Origin of the sequence: Niveispirillum sp. (assembly GCF_052437035.1) — a bacterium.
Taxonomy (GTDB): domain Bacteria; phylum Pseudomonadota; class Alphaproteobacteria; order Azospirillales; family Azospirillaceae; genus Niveispirillum.
Genome location: NZ_JBQVOH010000006.1, coordinates 87,650 through 105,745 on the forward strand (window position 1 = coordinate 87,650; position 18,096 = coordinate 105,745).

14 protein-coding genes and 1 pseudogene are annotated in these 18,096 nt (G+C 57.6%); 3 read left to right on the top strand and 12 right to left on the bottom strand.

The window, feature by feature from the left end:
- Nucleotides 1-48 precede the first annotated feature (48 nt).
- Both ACT6Q8_RS15955 and ACT6Q8_RS15960 read right to left on the bottom strand, forming a co-directional pair.
- Nucleotides 49-2,379, bottom strand: a complete 2,331-nt coding sequence (locus tag ACT6Q8_RS15955) for a TonB-dependent receptor (protein ID WP_444732959.1) — start codon at nucleotides 2,377-2,379, stop codon at nucleotides 49-51.
- Between the two features lie 381 nt (nucleotides 2,380-2,760).
- The gene (locus ACT6Q8_RS15960; RefSeq protein WP_444732960.1) at nucleotides 2,761-3,525 is read right to left on the bottom strand and encodes an alpha/beta hydrolase; all 765 of its coding nucleotides are present in this window, start codon (nucleotides 3,523-3,525) and stop codon (nucleotides 2,761-2,763) included.
- 440 nt (nucleotides 3,526-3,965) lie between these two features.
- Between ACT6Q8_RS15960 and ACT6Q8_RS15965 the strand changes: the two genes are divergently transcribed.
- Nucleotides 3,966-4,535, top strand: a complete 570-nt coding sequence (locus tag ACT6Q8_RS15965) for a DUF3237 domain-containing protein (RefSeq protein ID WP_444732961.1) — start codon at nucleotides 3,966-3,968, stop codon at nucleotides 4,533-4,535.
- A 64-nt stretch (nucleotides 4,536-4,599) separates the two neighbouring features.
- Here ACT6Q8_RS15965 and ACT6Q8_RS15970 read toward each other — a convergent pair whose 3' ends face one another.
- The 4 genes from ACT6Q8_RS15970 to ACT6Q8_RS15985 all read right to left on the bottom strand — a co-directional run bounded on the left by ACT6Q8_RS15970 (nucleotide 4,600) and on the right by ACT6Q8_RS15985 (nucleotide 7,953).
- Nucleotides 4,600-5,514 carry a LysR family transcriptional regulator gene (locus ACT6Q8_RS15970; RefSeq protein WP_054170288.1) on the bottom strand — a complete coding sequence of 305 codons (915 nt, stop codon included), beginning with the start codon at nucleotides 5,512-5,514 and terminating at the stop codon, nucleotides 4,600-4,602.
- Nucleotides 5,515-5,919: 405 nt separating this feature from the next.
- Nucleotides 5,920-6,204, bottom strand: coding sequence for a transposase (locus ACT6Q8_RS15975; protein WP_444732962.1), 285 nt, complete (start codon nucleotides 6,202-6,204; stop codon nucleotides 5,920-5,922).
- Between the two features lie 268 nt (nucleotides 6,205-6,472).
- The gene (locus ACT6Q8_RS15980) at nucleotides 6,473-7,222 is read right to left on the bottom strand and encodes a hypothetical protein (RefSeq protein WP_444732963.1); all 750 of its coding nucleotides are present in this window, start codon (nucleotides 7,220-7,222) and stop codon (nucleotides 6,473-6,475) included.
- A gap of 5 nt (nucleotides 7,223-7,227) precedes the next feature.
- On the bottom strand, nucleotides 7,228-7,953 hold the full coding sequence (locus tag ACT6Q8_RS15985) for a hypothetical protein (RefSeq protein WP_156344874.1): 726 nt from the start codon (nucleotides 7,951-7,953) through the stop codon (nucleotides 7,228-7,230).
- A 197-nt stretch (nucleotides 7,954-8,150) separates the two neighbouring features.
- On the opposite strand from ACT6Q8_RS15985, the pseudogene ACT6Q8_RS15990 reads away from it, so the two are divergent.
- A pseudogene (locus ACT6Q8_RS15990) lies at nucleotides 8,151-8,602 on the top strand (IS5 family transposase); the annotation flags it as partial.
- 21 nt (nucleotides 8,603-8,623) lie between these two features.
- Here ACT6Q8_RS15990 and ACT6Q8_RS15995 read toward each other — a convergent pair.
- From ACT6Q8_RS15995 to ACT6Q8_RS16010, 4 genes are all read right to left on the bottom strand, one after another.
- On the bottom strand, nucleotides 8,624-9,598 hold the full coding sequence (locus ACT6Q8_RS15995) for a glycerophosphodiester phosphodiesterase family protein (RefSeq protein WP_082372697.1): 975 nt from the start codon (nucleotides 9,596-9,598) through the stop codon (nucleotides 8,624-8,626).
- Entirely contained in the window at nucleotides 9,595-11,355 is a 1,761-nt protein-coding gene (locus tag ACT6Q8_RS16000; protein WP_444732964.1) for a hypothetical protein, read from the bottom strand. Before ACT6Q8_RS16000 ends, ACT6Q8_RS15995 begins: the two co-directional genes overlap by 4 nt.
- Nucleotides 11,356-11,360: 5 nt before the next feature.
- The gene (locus tag ACT6Q8_RS16005; protein WP_444732965.1) at nucleotides 11,361-12,146 is read right to left on the bottom strand and encodes a hypothetical protein; all 786 of its coding nucleotides are present in this window, start codon (nucleotides 12,144-12,146) and stop codon (nucleotides 11,361-11,363) included.
- A gap of 559 nt (nucleotides 12,147-12,705) precedes the next feature.
- A complete protein-coding gene (locus ACT6Q8_RS16010) occupies nucleotides 12,706-13,095 on the bottom strand; it encodes a hypothetical protein (RefSeq protein WP_156344872.1) in 390 nt (129 codons plus the stop codon).
- Between the two features lie 323 nt (nucleotides 13,096-13,418).
- On the opposite strand from ACT6Q8_RS16010, the gene ACT6Q8_RS16015 reads away from it, so the two are divergent.
- Nucleotides 13,419-14,189, top strand: a complete 771-nt coding sequence (locus ACT6Q8_RS16015; protein ID WP_054170281.1) for a helix-turn-helix transcriptional regulator — start codon at nucleotides 13,419-13,421, stop codon at nucleotides 14,187-14,189.
- 30 nt (nucleotides 14,190-14,219) lie between these two features.
- On the opposite strand, the gene ACT6Q8_RS16020 is transcribed toward ACT6Q8_RS16015, so the two are convergent.
- Nucleotides 14,220-16,367 carry a TonB-dependent receptor gene (locus ACT6Q8_RS16020; protein WP_444732966.1) on the bottom strand — a complete coding sequence of 716 codons (2,148 nt, stop codon included), beginning with the start codon at nucleotides 16,365-16,367 and terminating at the stop codon, nucleotides 14,220-14,222.
- 384 nt (nucleotides 16,368-16,751) lie between these two features.
- Nucleotides 16,752-17,768 (bottom strand): SH3 domain-containing protein, encoded by a 1,017-nt coding sequence (locus tag ACT6Q8_RS16025; protein ID WP_444739399.1) that lies wholly within the window; start codon nucleotides 17,766-17,768, stop codon nucleotides 16,752-16,754.
- Nucleotides 17,769-18,096 lie beyond the last annotated feature (328 nt).

Genomic DNA, 18,096 nt, shown 5'->3' on the forward strand with positions numbered 1-18,096 from the left:
TCACCGTGCTCATAGGCCGGGCGCCAGTCGCCCGGCCACGGCTGTCACTTAGAAGCGGTAGCTGATAGACAGGCCGATGTTGCGCACCGAGCTTTCGCCGAAAGCCTGTGATGTTGTTTGCAAACCAGTATTCGCAGCGTCGCCTGCCCAGAGGATGAGGCCGGTGGGAACGCGCTCATCGAAGCAGTTCTTGCAGAAAAGCGAGACGCGGATGTTGTCAGTGTTGAAGCCGACGCTTGCGCCGAAGAAGTCCGCCGGTCCGATCAAAGCCGAGGGCGCACCGTTCACTGTGAAGTTGATCGACGACCGGTGATACCAGTTTGCTTCCAGGAACATGTCATACCCGTTGCTTACCGGGAATTCATACATGCCCTGAACGGTGGACGTAAACTTCGCCGACGCAGGTAGCCGCTGGCCGGCCGCATTGAAGCTGCCGGTCGGGCAGTCGGGCTGTCCGGGGTAGCATTCAGCACCGGGGAAGTCACGGAAGATTGCATCAACGACCGTCGCGCCCGCGTTGAGCGTCAGTCCCCGAACCGGACGCGCAATCAACTGGGCCTCAAGCCCCCTTGAGCGCAGCGAACCTGCATTCTGCAGAACGAAGGTCTGCAGTTCCAGATTGAAGGTTTGGGACTGGTAATTACTGTAGTTCGACTGGAAAGCTGCAAGGTTGAGCATCAGCTTGCGGTCGAGGAAGGTGGCTTTCATGCCAGCCTCCACATTGTTGTTCGTCTCCGGTTCGACCACCCGCAACGAACCGCCGGGCGCCGATGCGACGTCCGCGAGCGCCGGCCCCTTGTAGCCGCGCGCGTAGAAGCCGTAGAGCATCACCTCCGACGTGACGTCGTACTGGCCACCCAGCTTCCAGGTGAAGTTGGTGTTTCCCACTTCCCCACGGAATGTGCCCGGCGCGCCGAGTGCGATGCCGTAACTACCGAGCTGCATCTGTGCGACTGTCTGGCGCACCTCGTCGCGGGTGACGCGGGCGCCCCCCAGGAGCGTCAGCTGGTCCGTGACTTCGAAGTTGAGCTGGCCGAACGCAGCGTAGCTCTTCGAGTTCAAATCGACCGAAGAATCGCGACCGAGCGCGAAGTCGTTGTCGACCGGACAGTTGGGCGGCGGTCCAGGTACGGTCGCGGGCGGGTTGACGCAGAAGGGGAACCCGGCGAGTACGAACGGCGGGAGGCCGAGCATACCGCCGAGTTGCTGTGCAGCCTGGTCCTTGATCTGGAAGTAATAGAGTCCGACTTGGCCATTGATCCGGCTACTCGCAGGAATCGAGAGGCGCAACTCGTTCGAGAACTGCGAATAGACACCGCTGGCGTGGTTGGTGTTCAGGAAATCCCGGCTCACATAGTCGGTGTCCAGATTGGAGTTCAGTTTCGAGTATTTCCAGGCGGCAATGTTACTCAGCTGCCAGTCGTTTTCGAACCAGTAGGCGATCGTGCCCTGAAGGCCGCCCTGTTCCCCGTCGGAGAAGGTGCGACCGTCGCTGGAATAATAGAGATTGTCGGGACCGGGCGTGATGCCGTCGGCGATGATCGCACCATAAAGTTCACTGTTCGACCTGACTTCGCGGAAGGCTTGTCCCGGACGGCCCGTGCGTTCACCATATTCGCCGATCAGGTAGATTTCGAGACTGTCCGCCGGCTGGCTGAGGAACTTGAAGCGAACGCCCTTGTCGCGGGTATTCTCGTCAACGGGACCCGGTCCGATATTCTTGGCGATCGGGTTCTGGTAGGAGTAGCGTGTATTGACGCGTAGCGCCGAGTTTTCGCCAACCGGGATATTCAGCGTGCCGCGGGCAACAACGCCTGTGCCGTTACCGGGTGTCGTGTCACGCACCGTCGTTTCGAGGTCGAGCGACCCGCCGAACGTGCCGAGTTCCGGTCGCTGCGTGACAATATTGATCAGGCCGGACGAGGCGTTCTTACCGAATAGTAGGCCCTGCGGGCCACTCAACGCTTCGATGCGGGCGACGTCATCGAAGGTGCCGACGCCCAGTCCGGGTCGGCCGAGGTTAACGTCGTCGACCGCGATCGCGACGCTGGATTCCAGTGACGGCGCGAAAGACAGAGTGCCTACACCGCGGATCGAAAAATCGCCCTCGCCGCCAAACTGGACACTGGGTGCAGCAAGATAGATTTCTGCCGCGCTGTCGATCTGCCGGCTGGCAAGCGCGTCGGCGGTGATCACCGTCACCGCCACAGGCACATCCTGAATGCTTTCCTCACGGCGCTGCGCCGTGACGATAATCTCCTCAAGCACCAGATCGCCAGCCTGCGGCGCTGCCGATGCAGCCTCAATTGCCATTGCCGGCAATGCGAGCGCGGCAGTACTGACCGATGCCATCAGCAGCATGGTACGAAAATTCGTCATCCTGTTTCCTCCCCCGGGTTGCTTTCTTGAGTTGAGATTGATGCGGCGTTTCCCGCAGTCGCTGGTTGAATTTCAGATCGGAGTGCGGCGGCTCCGGTCGGTCGAAGACTGCTTTTCTTCACTGCGGCCTTGCGAGCAGATCGAGTAGTTCGGATTTATCTCTGATGGCTGCGCGCGGGCGGATATCGCGGATCATCGTTGTCGGCTACGCGGCGCTGAAGGCCAGCCGTTTTGGGCAGGGTCTACGGACCGGGATTGCCAGTACGACCAGGGGCGATCCACACGCACCGCGCATCGTTCAGCCAAATCTCGGTGGCGCACTTACGGCGCCCATTCAACATTTCCTCAACATGCCGCGAGCGCCAGCGAACGCGTCCTGTCTCACTGATCCCATGCCTTGGGCGCCTCTCCTCCCAACAGGCGATTGGTCCGCATCCACTCGACAAGTTGGCCGGGCCACAGGACCGTACTTGTGTGGGTGTTGTGGATGCCAAAGCCGTGCCCGCCGGTTTGATAGACGTGCAGCTCTACCGGTTTGCGCGCGCTGCGCCACGACTCTACGATGGCGAAGCCGGCCTTTCCGAACAGCGGATCGTCAGCGGCGATGGCAGCGAACATCGGGGGCGCCTCGGCAGGCACTTCGACGGCATTCATAGGCCCGTAGATCAGCCCGACAAAGTCAGGGCGCGATTCCGGCTGATTGGCCAGGGTGACGCCCAGCGCGGTCATAGCACCGGCAGAGAACCCGATCATTCCGACCCGCTTGGGATCGACCTTGAATTGTGCCGCACGCTCCCGAACGAACCGCATCGCGGCTATCCCATCGTCAATGGCCGGCTTGAATGAAGGCGGAGGCCCGCGATCCACGTCGGACCGTGCAGCCGCCGCCATTCGGTCACCCATCAGGCGCACATAGGCAGCCTCTTCCGGCGGCGTCGGCTCAAGCCGGTATTTCAGAACGAACGCGGCGACGCCCTGGCTGGCCAGGAATTCCGCGACCTTGGCCCCTTCGTAGCGCATTGACAACTGCATGAAGCCACCACCGGGCGCCACAATGACGGCAGCCCCGTTCGCCTTTGCAGGGTCGGGCAAATAGGGGGTGATGGTTGGCTGCGTCACGTTGCGGACGATCATCTCGTCCAGCATTTTGCCCCACCGCTCCGCGGCCGCAGCGCCCGGAATAGTCGGTGCTCCAGCAGGATAGAGTGGCAATGCGCCGGTCTGAGCGGGTGCCTCAACCGGAACGATCGGTGGAAGACGAAAGGCCCCCTCTTGAGCGGTCGCGGCCCAGACACCAGTCAAGCCGATCAATCCCGCACATAGTAAGCGTGGCAGCCGCATAGTTCCCCCCGTTTCTTAATTTACATTCACCAGAGAATGTAAATTACCTGCGGCCATCCGAGAAATCGATTTATTAGATTAAATATGATCGATCCAGTAGATACATCGGACACGCGGTCGACGACCGGGCTGCCATAATGCATCACCGAATTCGATCGTTTCCAACTCAGCCAATGGATTTCACGTGGCGCGCGCCTTGAGCTATCCAGGTACCCTGTATGCGCGACTCACGAATGGAGAGCGAGATGGAGCGATACGACAGACATGCCCTGCTGAACCGGCGCAGCCTTCTCGTTGCGGGCTCGGCGGCTACGGTGGCGGCGGCGGCGCGTGTGGACGCGAACGAAGGCGGCTACCCTGAGCCCAAACTGCAATTCGCATTTCAGCTCGATGTCGATCTAGGTCCAATCCAGGAGCTTGGCGAGATCGACGGTATGCGCCGCAGGATCATCCCGATTGTCGGAGGCAAGGTCCATGGGCCCAAGTTGCGCGGCTTAGTGATGCCGGGAGGGGCCGATTGGCAAGGCGTGCGCCCAGGCGACGGTCTGACACGGGTCCACGCCCGATACTGGATCAAGGTGGAGGACGGTACGGTCATCGGAGTCGAGAATTCTGGACTGCGTCGGGCCCCGGCCGAGGTCATGCGGCGGCTTTTGGATGGTGAGGACGTATTGCCGTCCGAGTATTATTTCCGCACCGTCCCCTTCTTCGAAACGGGCGAGGCATCGCATAGTTGGTTGAATGAGACGATGTTCCTGTGCGTGGGTGCCCGCAAACCGGGCCGCGCTATCATCCGAACCTACGAGATACGATGACCTTGAGCACGATGCGATGAAGCCGGTTGCCGGTTGACGGCAGGTGGACCGGGTACGCGATGGTCTAACTGAAAGACGCTCCTTCGGCGGCCACCCGGATCTGTTCGATCAGCCAGCGCACACCGGCATCGCCGGACTTGGTGCGGTGATACTGGACCATCTCCTGCATCTCGGGAAACTCGAACGGCAAGGGTGCGAAGGCGAGAGGGAGTTCAGTCGCCAGCACTCGGGCCAAGCGTTCGTGCATCAGGGTGAGGCGGTTCGTGCCGCGCAGCATCCAAGGCACGACGGCAAATGACGAAACCGTCGCCTCAATGCGCCTCTCACCAAACAGTAATCGCATGTGATAGTCGGCGAATGTGCTGGAGCGACGACTGCCGATCTCAACGGAAATATGGCCTGAGGCGAGGATATCTTCCGTCGTTATCGTGCGGCGAAACAACGGATTCTCGCTCCAGCCCGCGACGACGAAGCGCTCCTTATACAGCTCTTCGACCGGCAGGGCCGGGGACAAATATTCCCGAGGTGCTATCATGATGTCCATATCGCCTTGCATCAGGCGATCCAGAGCGGCTTCGTCCAGTGCGATATAGTTGAGGCGAATGCCCGGTGCCGTAACCGTGAAGCGCTCCGCCAGTCTGCTGAGGATCGCGGTTACGATATAGTCCGAGGCAATCACCCTGAATGTCCGCTCGGCCGTTTCGGGCGTAAAGTTGCGTGAAGTCAGGAGCAATGTGTCGATGCCGGCGAGGGCGACGCGCAACTGGCTCGCGAGTTGTTCAGCGAACGCGGTGGGATGCATCCGCCGCCCCTCAAGCATTAGCAGTTCGTCCCCGAAAAAGTCGCGCATCCTCGACAGCGCCGCGCTCAATGCGGATTGGCTTAGTCCCAACCGGTCGGCGGCACGGCTCACATTGCGCTCCTCCAACAACACGTCGAGAGCATGCAGTAAATTGAGATCAAGCCCTTTATACCGCACTCGCGCTCTCCCACAGCGCGCCAATGCATGGCGCATAAGACAACGAAACTGATTTGGACCGGCCTGCGTTTCCCGAAAATGTTCCACTTTACCAATAAAAACACAAAACCTGCGGGTTGCGAGTTACGCTACTTATTTGCAGGCGAATTTGGTCCCGGACGCGGGTAAAGGTCGGTTAACGGAATCGCATCTTTCGTTCTTGTATCTACGCTGCGCACTTTGCGCTTGTCACCTGTTTACGTTGCCGGTCTGTTTGTAAATAAGGGCGGCCTTGGTTCGCCGAAGGGAGTGGGTTCCATAATCCTCCCGGCGCAGGCCGACCCCGATCACCCATTCCTCGACGAGGCGCGCATACTGGCGGGTGCTGATGGGTTTTGCATGATCGACCGGCTGGGAAAGACACAATCAGTCAGCGACCCACCACGCCGTTCCAGCACCAGCGTGGCATCCACGATCTGGCCCGACATCGGCAGGTAACCCGCCGCAACGATCGCACGGGGCCAGTCGCGTGAACAGCGCGTCCGGCGCCCGGGCGGCGATCAACGCCTCGCCGAAATCCCACAGCATATTCGCATCCGGCGTCCCGTCTCCCGGACCCAACCCGCAGAACCGCATCCAGCTCAGCCGGTCACGCACCAGATACAAGGTCTGTTGCAGCGACAGCCCGTGCAGCGCCTGCAACACCAGCATCTTGAATCTCAGAACCGCATCAAAGGGTGGATGCCCGCCCTTGCACGGGTTGCTGCGGCGCAGGGCCCTGGCCAGAACCGACCGGAACTACTCAAAATCAACCGTCGCCGACAGCCGCTCCAGCGGATCACCCCCTGCCGACAACTCACGCAGACTATCCTCAAAATCCCAGAAACCGCCCTGTCCCAACATGACCAACCTAGCTAAAGGCTGTATGCTATATCATTGCAGAAATTGGCGGTTTCCGGAGGAATCCAGGTGCCATTCGCTATCTTTCAGCCAGAACATTCCCCTGGCGGTCAAGAATTTGAACCTTGGTAATTTCAGCCTTGACTATGGGGCTGCCCAGTTCAGTGCTGGAGGCGAAGAAATAGACTTTCGTCATCAGGCCCCTGGCCTGCGAGCGCAGCTTCTCGATCAGCCGCGCCCGGGTCTCGTCAGTCACTTCGACCCGGCTGAATTCAACTGGATTCGAGTACTCCAGCTTAAATGAAGAATTGTCGTAGAAATAGGTATAATTTCCACTTGTGGACAATCTGGGTATTTGAAATGATTTCGTTGCAAAATCATAACTGCTTACCCCATCATCATCCATCATGTAATAATACATATTGGATTTTGACTTTGTTACCTCGGCATCAATGGCGGGTTTAAGCGCCTGAAGCAGATCATTTTTCTTAAATACATCCTCTTCGCTTCGGTAGTCATCAGAGATACGGGCAGCAATTTTTTCATAATCCAATGGTAGCGTATCGGCCGCCAGATGGGCGAACATTAACGCTCGACCGCTTTCCATTGCTTTATAGCTGCTCAGGGGAACAGACTTGTCAGCCATCGGCACGGCTGCGGCTTGTTTTTCTTCAATCGCTTCCTTCGCTTTGCTGGTCGATGTTGCGTCCGAAAGACTGACTGGCGAGTCCTCCTGCGCTTGCGGGGTCTTTTCTTCCGTCTTCGAACATCCCGGCAGGATGGTGGCTGCGCACATCAAAAGAATGGCGGCTTTTTTCATCTTGATCATTCTGGTCAGACCTTTGCGCTAGAGGCGAGGAATTTGCGGATGCCTAGGAAGGCCAGGTAGAGCGAGACCGCGGCGGCGATATAAAAGCCCGCTCCAAGCGTGACGGCCTTGAGAGCCATATTCATCATTTCCGACATCATTCTTTCGGCCATGGCCGCGCCCTTCGCGCCGCCAAATCCGCCCGCCAAGTCCCGGGCCTGGGAGACGCTGTCGCGGATGGAGATATAGGTCTGAAGGACCACGACCAGGATCAGCATCAGCGGCGCGGCATAGCCAAGCGGCAGATACTTGTTTGAATGGAAATGCGGCAGCAGCGGTGCCAGCAGGGCAGCAAACATCAACCAGCCCCACACTCCCGCTGACAAGGCATCGAGATTACCCAGGGAATCCAAGCCTGCCGAATTGTTGATGACCTTGAGGACCTCGTAGAAACTGATGCTTTCCCGATAGGCCGATGACACCTGGATCGAGAAAGTGGGTAGGATCAGCCAGCCGAGCGCCATCAGGGCGACGGCAACCAAGGTGGGAACGCCGACCTTGCTGATCAGCATGCCGGCATATTTGCGCCCTTCCGTGCTTGCTGTATCGAGAGCCTTTTGTGCCTGTTCCTTGGCAAGGGCAGCATCGTCCACAGCTGTAACACTTACGATCTCGCCAAGCTCGTTCAACTCCACATCAACAATGCCACCGACCTTTGGAGGTGTGCTAGAGCGCCAATGTTGCTCCAGCATAAATGCCTTCTGTAATCCGTTTACAGAAACAATGCCGGGACCGGCATTTGTATCTCGGAGAACTCTACTCCTTACCATCGTATCCTCTTTTCTAGTTTATTTTGGAATTCATGCCTTGCCCGCTAACCGCATTCAATTGAGGGAAATACGGGGTTTTTAGCTTTTGGCTTCTGGAGGCGGTATCCGCCGCTTAGGGCGGCGACATCGTGATGATTGACAGCACCTGTGTTCGTGTGAACCAGCAGGCGGCCACGGGAAAAAAGGGGCTGGAGACGATGGCGGCATGGGACGTTCCCGTGGGGGCCTCACCAGCAAGATCCACGCACTCGTCGATGCCGAAGGTCGCCCCGTCCATCTCCGCTTAACGGCCAGGCGGGTTGCCGACTGCACCGAGGCTGACGCACTGACAGAGGACCTTGGCGAGGGTGCCATTCTGCTGGCCGACAAGGGCTATGACAGCAAGGCTATCCGCGCCAAAGCTGCCGAGCGGAAGGCCTGGGCCAACATTCCACCCAAGGCCAACCGCAAGGGCAGCTTCGTCTTCTCGTCCTGGGTCTATCGGCAGCGGAACCTTGTCGAAATGTTCTTCAACAAAATCAAACAGTTCAGAGGTACCGCCACCCGATGTGACAAACGACCAATAAGCTGATCTTTGCGAAAAATTGGATAGTTATTTTATATGTGACTGAACTATTGAGCAGAATAATTGTGGCGACCCGTCGATAATGACGCTGGCGGGCCAGGCGGCACGGGGCTGACGAGACAGCCAGCGTGCGAACGATGTCGGGTCCTCCTCCGTATAGACACCGACGGAGAAGCCATGGTTGGACGCGTGGCGGAGCAGCTGCGGATCGTTCATGAAGTCGGCGGCGGCCACATGCAGACCCAAACTGCCTGCTCCAACAAGGCGGCGGGCGGCGCCGGATATTCCCACTTCCGTCAGGAGAGCCCGGTTTGCCTGGTCATCGTAGCCGCTTTGCAGCCGATCCTCGACCTTGGCCCGCATGTTGGCGGGCAGACCGGACAGAAGCCGGGAAGCCGTTCCACCGGAAGGAACCACCTTTCCCGATGGTGGACCGACGACGATGCCGACATAGTCCGCACCGGCCTCGGCCAGGCACTGGGCCACACTGTTGAACACCGTCGACCAGATTACCGTGGCGCCAGATGATGCGGCCATGGACAAAGCGGGCGTCAGGCTGGCACACCCGCCCACAGGCTGCTTAATCTCGATATTCAGTGCGATTCGCTCAACCTTTGCGATGAACAGGGCATCGGCGAGAAAGGAGGGTGAACCCTCTACCTTGCCGTCGGCGCCGACGATCGTCGCGGCGCGCCAATCCTGCGCGGTCAGGTTTCCTACCGGCACACGGCCCCGCGTCTTCACCACGCGACCGGTAACGGCATCATGATGGAGGACCCATTCGCCGTCGCTCAATTGCTGGATATCAATTTCAGCCGCCCCAACGCCTTGTGCGGCGGCTTGCCGGATGGCGGCAAGACTGTTCTCCGCATGGTCATCCCCCCCGCGGTGCGCCTGTACCGAGAGGCCGCCACAAGCCACACTTCCCATCGGCAGATCGGCGGCGGGACTGACCGTGCTGGCCAGCAAGGTGGCGACGAGTACACACCATTTACGTCTCATGACACTCTCCGGCGGTCGGTATAGCCGAACTCAACACTACCCATGATGGAGGTTCGGATTTTCTCGTTGATTGGATAGGCATATTGCTGGGCCCGGATGGTCCATTCCAGCAGGCCCGCCGTCAGGCCGCCGGCAAACTTGCCAAGCCGTGCCCCCACATGGGCGGCGACATAGCGGTCTAGGTTGGCATAGGCCTGACTTTGCGTGACGGTATTCGGCGCGGTCATAGGCATATAAATAAGATAGGCGACAACGCCGATGCTGATGGTGGCACGAAACGGCCAGTTGGTCGTCAGGATGCCAGTCAGCAAGATCAACAGTTTCAGAAGATGGCCAGCACCGCCGACCAGGGAGAAGAACAGAGCGATTGGCGGCACGATCAGGCGTTGGGCAGCATCACTGCCCAGTTGTTCGCTTGTGCCTCCGGGACCAAAGGTGCTGGCAGGAGCACCGATCTGTTCCAAGTAGCGGTTCACAGCCTGCATCACCAACGGACGGTAAACCGCCGTCTCGATCTGTGCCGCGTCGATCGTGGGCGGGAAGGTTCGGCTTTCTCCATTGAATCCAAGCGTCGCGCGGATCTTCTGCTGGACATGTCTTTGCGCGAAGAATTTCTGGAAACTGTCGATAGTAGCATCCATGTCGAAGCGCTTCAGTTCCTTGCTCAGGCGACTATCCGCCTCTCGCAAAACCTTCAGTTCGACAGCACGATAGAAGGATTCGCGGTCGTCCAACTGCCATGTGTCATGAAGGATCAAACCCTTCTGACCGAGCTTCTTGCGAACATCGTCATGCCAGCGCTCCGGCACCGTTTCCGGTGTCCAATTACGCTTTTTCAGGTCGCTGACATAGTTGCTCCATGCGCGCTCCTGTTCGGTGGCGACACCCTCCACCGTGTTATGGTGTTTCTTGATACCGCTCTTGTATTGTTCCCAACTGTCTCTGACCTCCTTCATGATGGGCAGCCAGACATTATTGGAAAAATGATTAAGCGTGCCGATGCAGCCTTCGGTGCCCGCGTCACATTCCACGGTGAAACGGTTGGCCGCCTGACGGCGGATCACCGCGAGACCTTTGCTTTCCAGATCGGGCAGGCCCAGCGCCAACATCGGGAACACCGCCGTAAAGGCCTTACCCGACGGTGACTGTTCACCATCGCAGAGGAAGATATCGTCGACGCGCAGACGACAGCCGGATAACCTTGCCGCCGCGTCGGCAAGGATGACGGCATTGCGCCGGTCCGTATCGTCAAGGCGGGCGACCATGTTGTTCACCAGACGGGTCTGGGCGACGAACATGGTAGCGACGCTGGTCAGTATGAAAAGTCCTGTGGCCAAAACGCTGCGCAGAACAACCCAATCCCCAACGTGGCGCAGGAGAAGCAACGCGCAAAGCCCGGCGATAACGCCGGCTACGCTCAACCCCGCATGTAAAGGATCGCTGTTCAGGTCCAGTAGCAGCCCTGCAATCATGAGGATCAGGCTGGCCCCGATGAACACGCGGCCGCCGCCCGTCAGCGGCCGCCGCCGCAGCAGGAAGCCGGCGCCAACCAGCCCCAGCGCGACACCCGAAAGGACACGCCCAAAATTCTCCAGGGAGTGGATCTCCTGGATGGTCGCTGTGCCGCCCGCAGCATCCAGCAGTCGGGCGGAGAAGGACAGCTCGAACAATAGATACGCCAGCGTCAACCAGAGCAGGGGTGACACAAGCAGGGATCGCATCCGCCCAGTGGCGGAGGCAATGGCATGCGTGTTCATGGCTGTTAGTTCCGCTGCGACGGTTCGGTGGAAAGATTTTCGACACCCACGGGCTTTGCGTCAGGTGTCTTGATCGTGGAGGGAATCTGCATGTCGGTGAATACGGGCTTCGGCTTTGGCTGGGCCGGGCGGGTGGCGCCGGAGGCTGCGCCCGATACGGTCGGCGCGCGTTTGCCGGCGGACTGGTTGGCCTGTTCCACTTTCTGACGTTCGCGTTCACGGGCCTGGGCGCGTTCGGCCTCCTGCATGGCCTGCAATTCGCTGAAGCGTTTGCCGCCCAGCAGGCCCTGGGCTGCCGAGAAGGTCCACAGTCTGGGGTCGTCAGTGCCGGTTTCGTTCAAAAAGAAGTCTTTGTGATTTTTCCTGTATTCAATCTCGACCGGACGCGTGCAATCGCCCACATTGAAGGTACTGGCACTCAAGTCTTCGATGAATAACAGGATATTATCAACAGCGCAGTTCGGCGACACGCCTGTTATCAAAATCGCCGTAGTCTTCCCCACACGTGAATGCTGAACACCAGTAATCTCAGTTAGGTCGGGAATCGTACTGCCGCGCCAACCCGTCGCTGGCGCGAGATCGAATCCTTTTTTGGAGCCCAACCCATAAACACGTCGGATCAGCCCTCTGCCGTCCCCCAGATGTGTTTCAACTCTGGCGACAGGTTCATAAACACTCAGAAGATTATCAACGATCTGCGATACGGGATTATTACCCACCACTTGCGTACTGACGCAGCCTGACAGAATAATGCTGCAAATACATGTCAATAATAAGTTAAATTTTCCCATAACTCACCCCTCTGATTATTTATCAATCTTGTCTTCTTAGAGATATTATTGTATCACTACAATTGGCTATCACCTATATTATTTAAAACATTTTTAAGAATATGAAGGTGGTCAGGCAAAAAAGATTAGTAGATGACAAGCTGGTTTTCATTTGAGGATTTTTCTAGTCCGGATTGAGCGCCGCGGTGGCAACTCTGATAGGCTGTTGTAGAACATGCCAATGATTGGGGTTAAGATTCAGTGGCCAACACAAATCCGTCCGATCCTATGAGGCTGCACACGCATGCGAGATAATGTGTCGCAACTCCCCTCTAGCCGAGACGGCCAAGGACCACCCCTTACAGCACCCGCCGGACTTTGGCGGGCGCGCCCCACCAAAGTCCGATCAGTGAATTTGCACCATCGCCTTGAACGTTAACATGCGGATACCCGCATCCAACTTGCCGAGGCTCACCGGTACAAGCTTGTGACACCGAAAAATCCGACACGGCTCACGACGGCCTCAAATGCTATCGGCATATTTAGACGACTAAGGCTACTTTGATGTGTATAAGAAATTTTATTTACCTCTTTCTGCAATCATAGCCTTTACCTTTTTATAATCAGATCGAGATTTTAGCCCAATAATACCATATGCAATAGGGAAGCTACCAATGAAAACGACGAATAATAGGGGTAGGCCAATTAATATTAAAAACCAGTAAATTATAGAACTTCCCGTGGCGTCACACTCATCTCCGTCAGCATAAAGATATGTAAGATATACACCAACAATAATAAGTGTAGCTTCAGATCCATTAGAATACGCCTTATTTAAATATGTTGACATTTCGTCACCATATTTTATTCCGCGAAATTTCTTACCACCAATTTCAATTATTGATGCGGTGTTTTCGCCGTTCTTCCAGCTGCCCGCACCAATAAGCGTAATTTTTCCTGTGACAATCATTTTTTATTTCCATCTAAGTTGGTGATTATTAATTTTCTGCAGTCGATAAAACAGCGCTACCGCCGAGAACTAGGCTTTTCCGTCTTGCCATTTCACCACTCCTCTTTCAATTCTCTGCTTTCCGGTGCTGTGGCGCCCCACGGCTGTTATTCATGTGTGCGCCGCCTGTAGGCATCCCACGTGATCGGACCGCTTTCAATTGGGGGAAGTACCGGGTTATACAGATGGGGTCATGTCGGGTGGGGGCACAACCGGCGGTGCAATTTTAATAAAAAGCCATCAATTTGGCAGCCTTGCAGTTGGATCATGTGCGGAGTGGGGAATTGACTGGGCGTTATCGGGACTTCTTTTCTGACACAACCGACATACTGTCAGCGTCAACCTGTATCGAACTGTTCAAGGAATTGGATCAGCATGCAAAGGATGCGGGCTTCGCCGCTGTGAGCTATGCGGCGATGCGCCCTCCGCTTCAGGGCCAGCCGGGCGCCATCCTGTTCGATAGTTCATCCCCGACCAGCTTTATCGAGACCTACAAGCAGGAGGATTTTATTACCTGCGACCCGGTGGTGGCGCGCGCCGTTCGCAGCCCGCTCCCGTTCAGCTGGATGGATTGCCCGGAATTCACCGGCTTCGACAAGCCGCGCCGCGGTCGCCGCCCAAGGGCGCTGACCGTCCTGGATCACGCCTCTGATTTTGGATATCAGGAGGGCCATGTGGTCCCCTGCAGTACAATCGTCGATGGTTTGACGGTGCCAGGTTTTGTGACGTTCTTCTGGCCGGAGGGGCGGATTATCCGGCCAGTCCTGGAATCACCACTATGGTTTCGCTATCTGGTGCAACTCTTCCACGAAAAGTATATTTCCCTAAGCGGGATCAGTTTTCGCACCGTGGCGACGGTACCCCTGACGGACCGGGAGAAACAGTGCTTGGTCTGGCTGGCCATGGGCAAGAATGCGTCCGATCTTGCGACCCTGATGAATATCAGTGAACGCACAGCGGAGCATTATTGCCAAAGTGTGGTCACCAAGTTGAATGCAGCCAACCGCGTACAGGCCGTGGCCAAGGCAATCCTGCTGGGTGTCATTTACGTCTGATCCTGTTCAGGCGCGGTTCTGTCACCGGCTTCACAGCCGCGTTGACAGGGTCAAGCCATAGGTGCGCGGGTCACCATAGGCTGTGGTCTTGCCAACCCCCACTGTGGAGCGGTCGTCATGATAGGTGGTGTAGACCTGATCGAAAATGTTCTTCGCCCATAGACGGATTTCCCAGTCATCACGGGAAAGCGACAGGCTGGCATTAACGACATCATACCCGGTTGTTTTGAACCGGGCCGCATTTGTTGCGTCCATATAGGCACCCGACGCGCCCATATATTGGGCACGTGTGGTTACCGTATACCCGTTCACCGGATAGACATAATCAACTATCGCCGCGTAGTTTGATGTTGGTGCGGCAACGATCCGGTTTCCCGAACATTCGGCGCTGCCACCTCCCAGCGACAGGGGAACAGAACAGTTTGTGTACCGGTCATAGGTCGGGTCCAACAGCCCAAGCGATGCGCTGGCCGTCAATCCGGTCGTGATCCGCGCGGTTAACTCCAGTTCAGCACCGCGGATGGCTGCCTTGGCGGCATTATCCAGCGACGGCCCGGAGCCCAGCAGCTGCGATACCTGGATATCATCATAGTCGGTCTGAAACAGCGCAGCACTCACCCGCACCCTCTGGTCGAGCCACAGCGCCTTCAGCCCGGCTTCATAGGTTGTAGCCCGCTCAGGCCCGGCGGCAAGATCGGCACCCTTGGACGCCAGATCGACATTGAAAGCCGATCCTTTGAACCCACGGGCAATGCGGCCATAGGCGTGAATATCCTGGTCGATATCGTAGCGGGCGGCGATCGTGGGCGACAGGCTTCGGTCATTGACCCTGTTGCCATAAGACAGCGAGGGAAAACCAATGGCGGCAAGGATACCGCTCTCGTCGATCTGGTCAAAATCCACATTCTTGCGCTCCCAGTCGTACCGGACGCCCAGGGAAAGCATGATGCGGTCGGTCAACGCGTAGTCCGCATTGCCAAACATGGCGACAGTCTGCGTGTCCATCCCGCCAACGGTTTTCAGGGCCGGCAGGACGGGCAGACCAAAATCCGGTCCCAGAGCCAAAACCCGATCGGTGTCCACGCTCTGGTTCAGGTAAAAAAGCCCACCGATATAAGTGAAACGGGTGCCGATCGTCCCATCGACCCGGAGTTCCTGCGTGATGAAATCGGTCCTGTCCGACCAGGCATCCTTTGACAGGAAACGGCGCGGTGACTGATCGTCATCCAGCGATGCCTGATATTCTGCCCGTCGATAGGCCGTGATCGCGACAAGAGCAGCCTTGTCCATCTCGTGACTGACGGTCAGAGACAGGCCGTGATTGTCGCGGTGAAGATAATTGTCGCCGTCGGGGTCGATGACATGGGGTCGCGATGCCATCGGGTTGTTGGCGTAACCAGCGACCTCGACAGACTGGAAATAGGCGGGGCGACCCCGATCCCTCAAGGCATCACCAGCCAGAACGACCCTGGTTCCGGAGCCGCCGTCATAGACAAAGGCGGTCCGGGCCGACAGCAGGTCAATCTTATCCCCATCCGGTCCGCCCGACAGATGGCTGTAGGTCCCGCCCCGCCCCACGTAACCGACCGATAGTTTTGCGCCGATATCGGTGGTCAGTGGTCCCCTGGCAGAGGCCTGCACACGGGCCAAGCCATAATTTCCAACCTCGGCAAGGACCTGGCGCTGCGGCCTATCCTCAGGCATCAGCGTGGTGATGTTCACTGCCCCTGCGATGGTGTTCTTACCGAACATCGTCCCCTGAGGACCCCTGATAACCTCCAGCGACGACACATCTAGGAACGGCTGGAGATAGGTGTCAGAGCGCCCCTGATAGACACCGTCAATAAAGATGCCAATCCCGGACTCAACCCCGATATTGCGCTGAAGCGTGGATATTCCCCGGATGCCGATCTGTCCCTGGAGCGATTGTGCAATCCCTCCGGGTACCGACAGATTGGGCAAAAGAGGCAGGCCATCAAAAATCGAACGTACGCCAGCACCCGACAGGTCCCGTTCGGTCAAGACCGATACAGACACCGGCGCGCGCAGCAGGTTCTCGGGAATTTTGCGTGCCGTGACAATGATCTCATCCAGCATCGTCCCTTCTGCCGCCGCATCCTGAATAACCGCAGCACAAAGTAGGAAAGCCATGCCAGCGAAACTGATTTTATTGCGCATTGTCAGGTCCCAATTACGCATACCCATAGAAGTCAGGGTGCCCCCTGGGTTTGCCAGGATATTGGCGCGGCGGTGATGTCGCATATCCGGGGTCCTCTTCCAAGGCGGTTTTTAGGCTGCATGCCATGCTACCCGCCAGAGAGTATGAGGTGGAAGCTTGCTGGCCAGTGGGGTCCATCACCTCTGGAACAGAAAACGACCAGGTTCACACCGACCATATGCCGAGATAAGGGCTGGATAACGCTTTGGATGCTGAATATCTGTCACACTTCCGTTCACCCACCGATTGATGTGGCGGCTAACCGGGTCGCACAGATTGCAGAGGTTAAATGTGTAGAAGCAGCGGCATCACACCGCTGCTTCCAATTTTTTCACTGTGCGAGTTCAGCCGCCTTGCCGAAGATTACGGGCAGACACCCAGCCCTGTTGGCCAGCGCTATTGGTCACTTTCCACCAACCGGCATTCTGTTCGCCTACGGCCGTGACAGTCTCACCAGCAGCCAGCTTACCAATGACAGGGTCGTTGGTAGACGGACCGCCTCGCAGATTCAGGTTTGTCACCGTCTTGTAGCTGCTGCCGGCCACCAGTGACGGCGCCGTCGCGGGAATGGGGGGAGCGGAACTGGACGGCGACGCTGCGGTCTGGGTGGCCGGAGGGGCTGCCAGTTTAGCCTGGATGGCTGGCATGGCGCGGACCTGATCCACCAATTTGTTATGGGCGTCCATGAAGGCAGCGGCAACCACCTTACCGATATCGGTGGAAGCGTAAGAACCGCCGACGCCGCCAATGGGCAGCGCGCCTAGTCCGCCTGCGCCAAAGGCAAAACCAACATCTTTATGCTGTGCCGACCCCTCGGCGACCGCCTCTTGCACACCCGTGCGGACATCGGTCAGGGTCAGCATTGTCTGCGCCTGCAGGTTGGTGGTCTTGATAGCGCCGGCCACCACCCCGGCAATGCCGGGTAAAAATGCACCCAGACCAGCGCCGCCCCCCCCCGCATTGGTGTCCTGGAAGATGACATTGGGTGTAATCATAAAGTCGGCGGCCACCATCTGCCCGCCGCCGATATTCGACCCGCCCTGCAAGGTGCCGCCCGCCGCCAAGGCGCGCTCCTGCTGCATGCGCTGCATGGCCTGGCCCCGGTCAACCACCCGGAAGCAGCCGGACTGTGTCATCATCAAGCGCAGCAAAGGCACAGGTGAGGTCAGCCCAGCCTGCGCCAAGCCTGGAATATCCTCCTCCACCAAGGCAGCGGTACCCAACGGACGGTCGCACTTTGTCAGTTGGGCAGCTGCCTGTGAATTACCTGCCGCTCCGCCGGCGCCTGACACCATCGAACCACCGGAACCAAGTTTGGTACCAGATGACACGCAACCCGACAGGGCGCTGGCAGCCATCATAAGGGCTCCAAATTTTACCAATAAATCCCGCATTATCAGCATCCCTCTCGAAAGACGCCATGATCAGCGCCGTAATTTGAACAGGAGGCATTCAATCAATGCCCAGGTTATTTAGCCTGAGTAATGATTTATTCCTCTTTATGGCGCACTGACGCCAGCCGTTGTTTCGCTCAATTTGAAGCGTTTGTCCGTTTGGCTTCAATCCGTATTTTTACGGATATAATCATCCTGAAAAGATACTGACGATCAGCACCACCTTTTTCTGAAAGATGCCGCTTCGGATGGAGCACAATGGAAGCGGGCATTTCCATGATCGGCGGTGACCTGC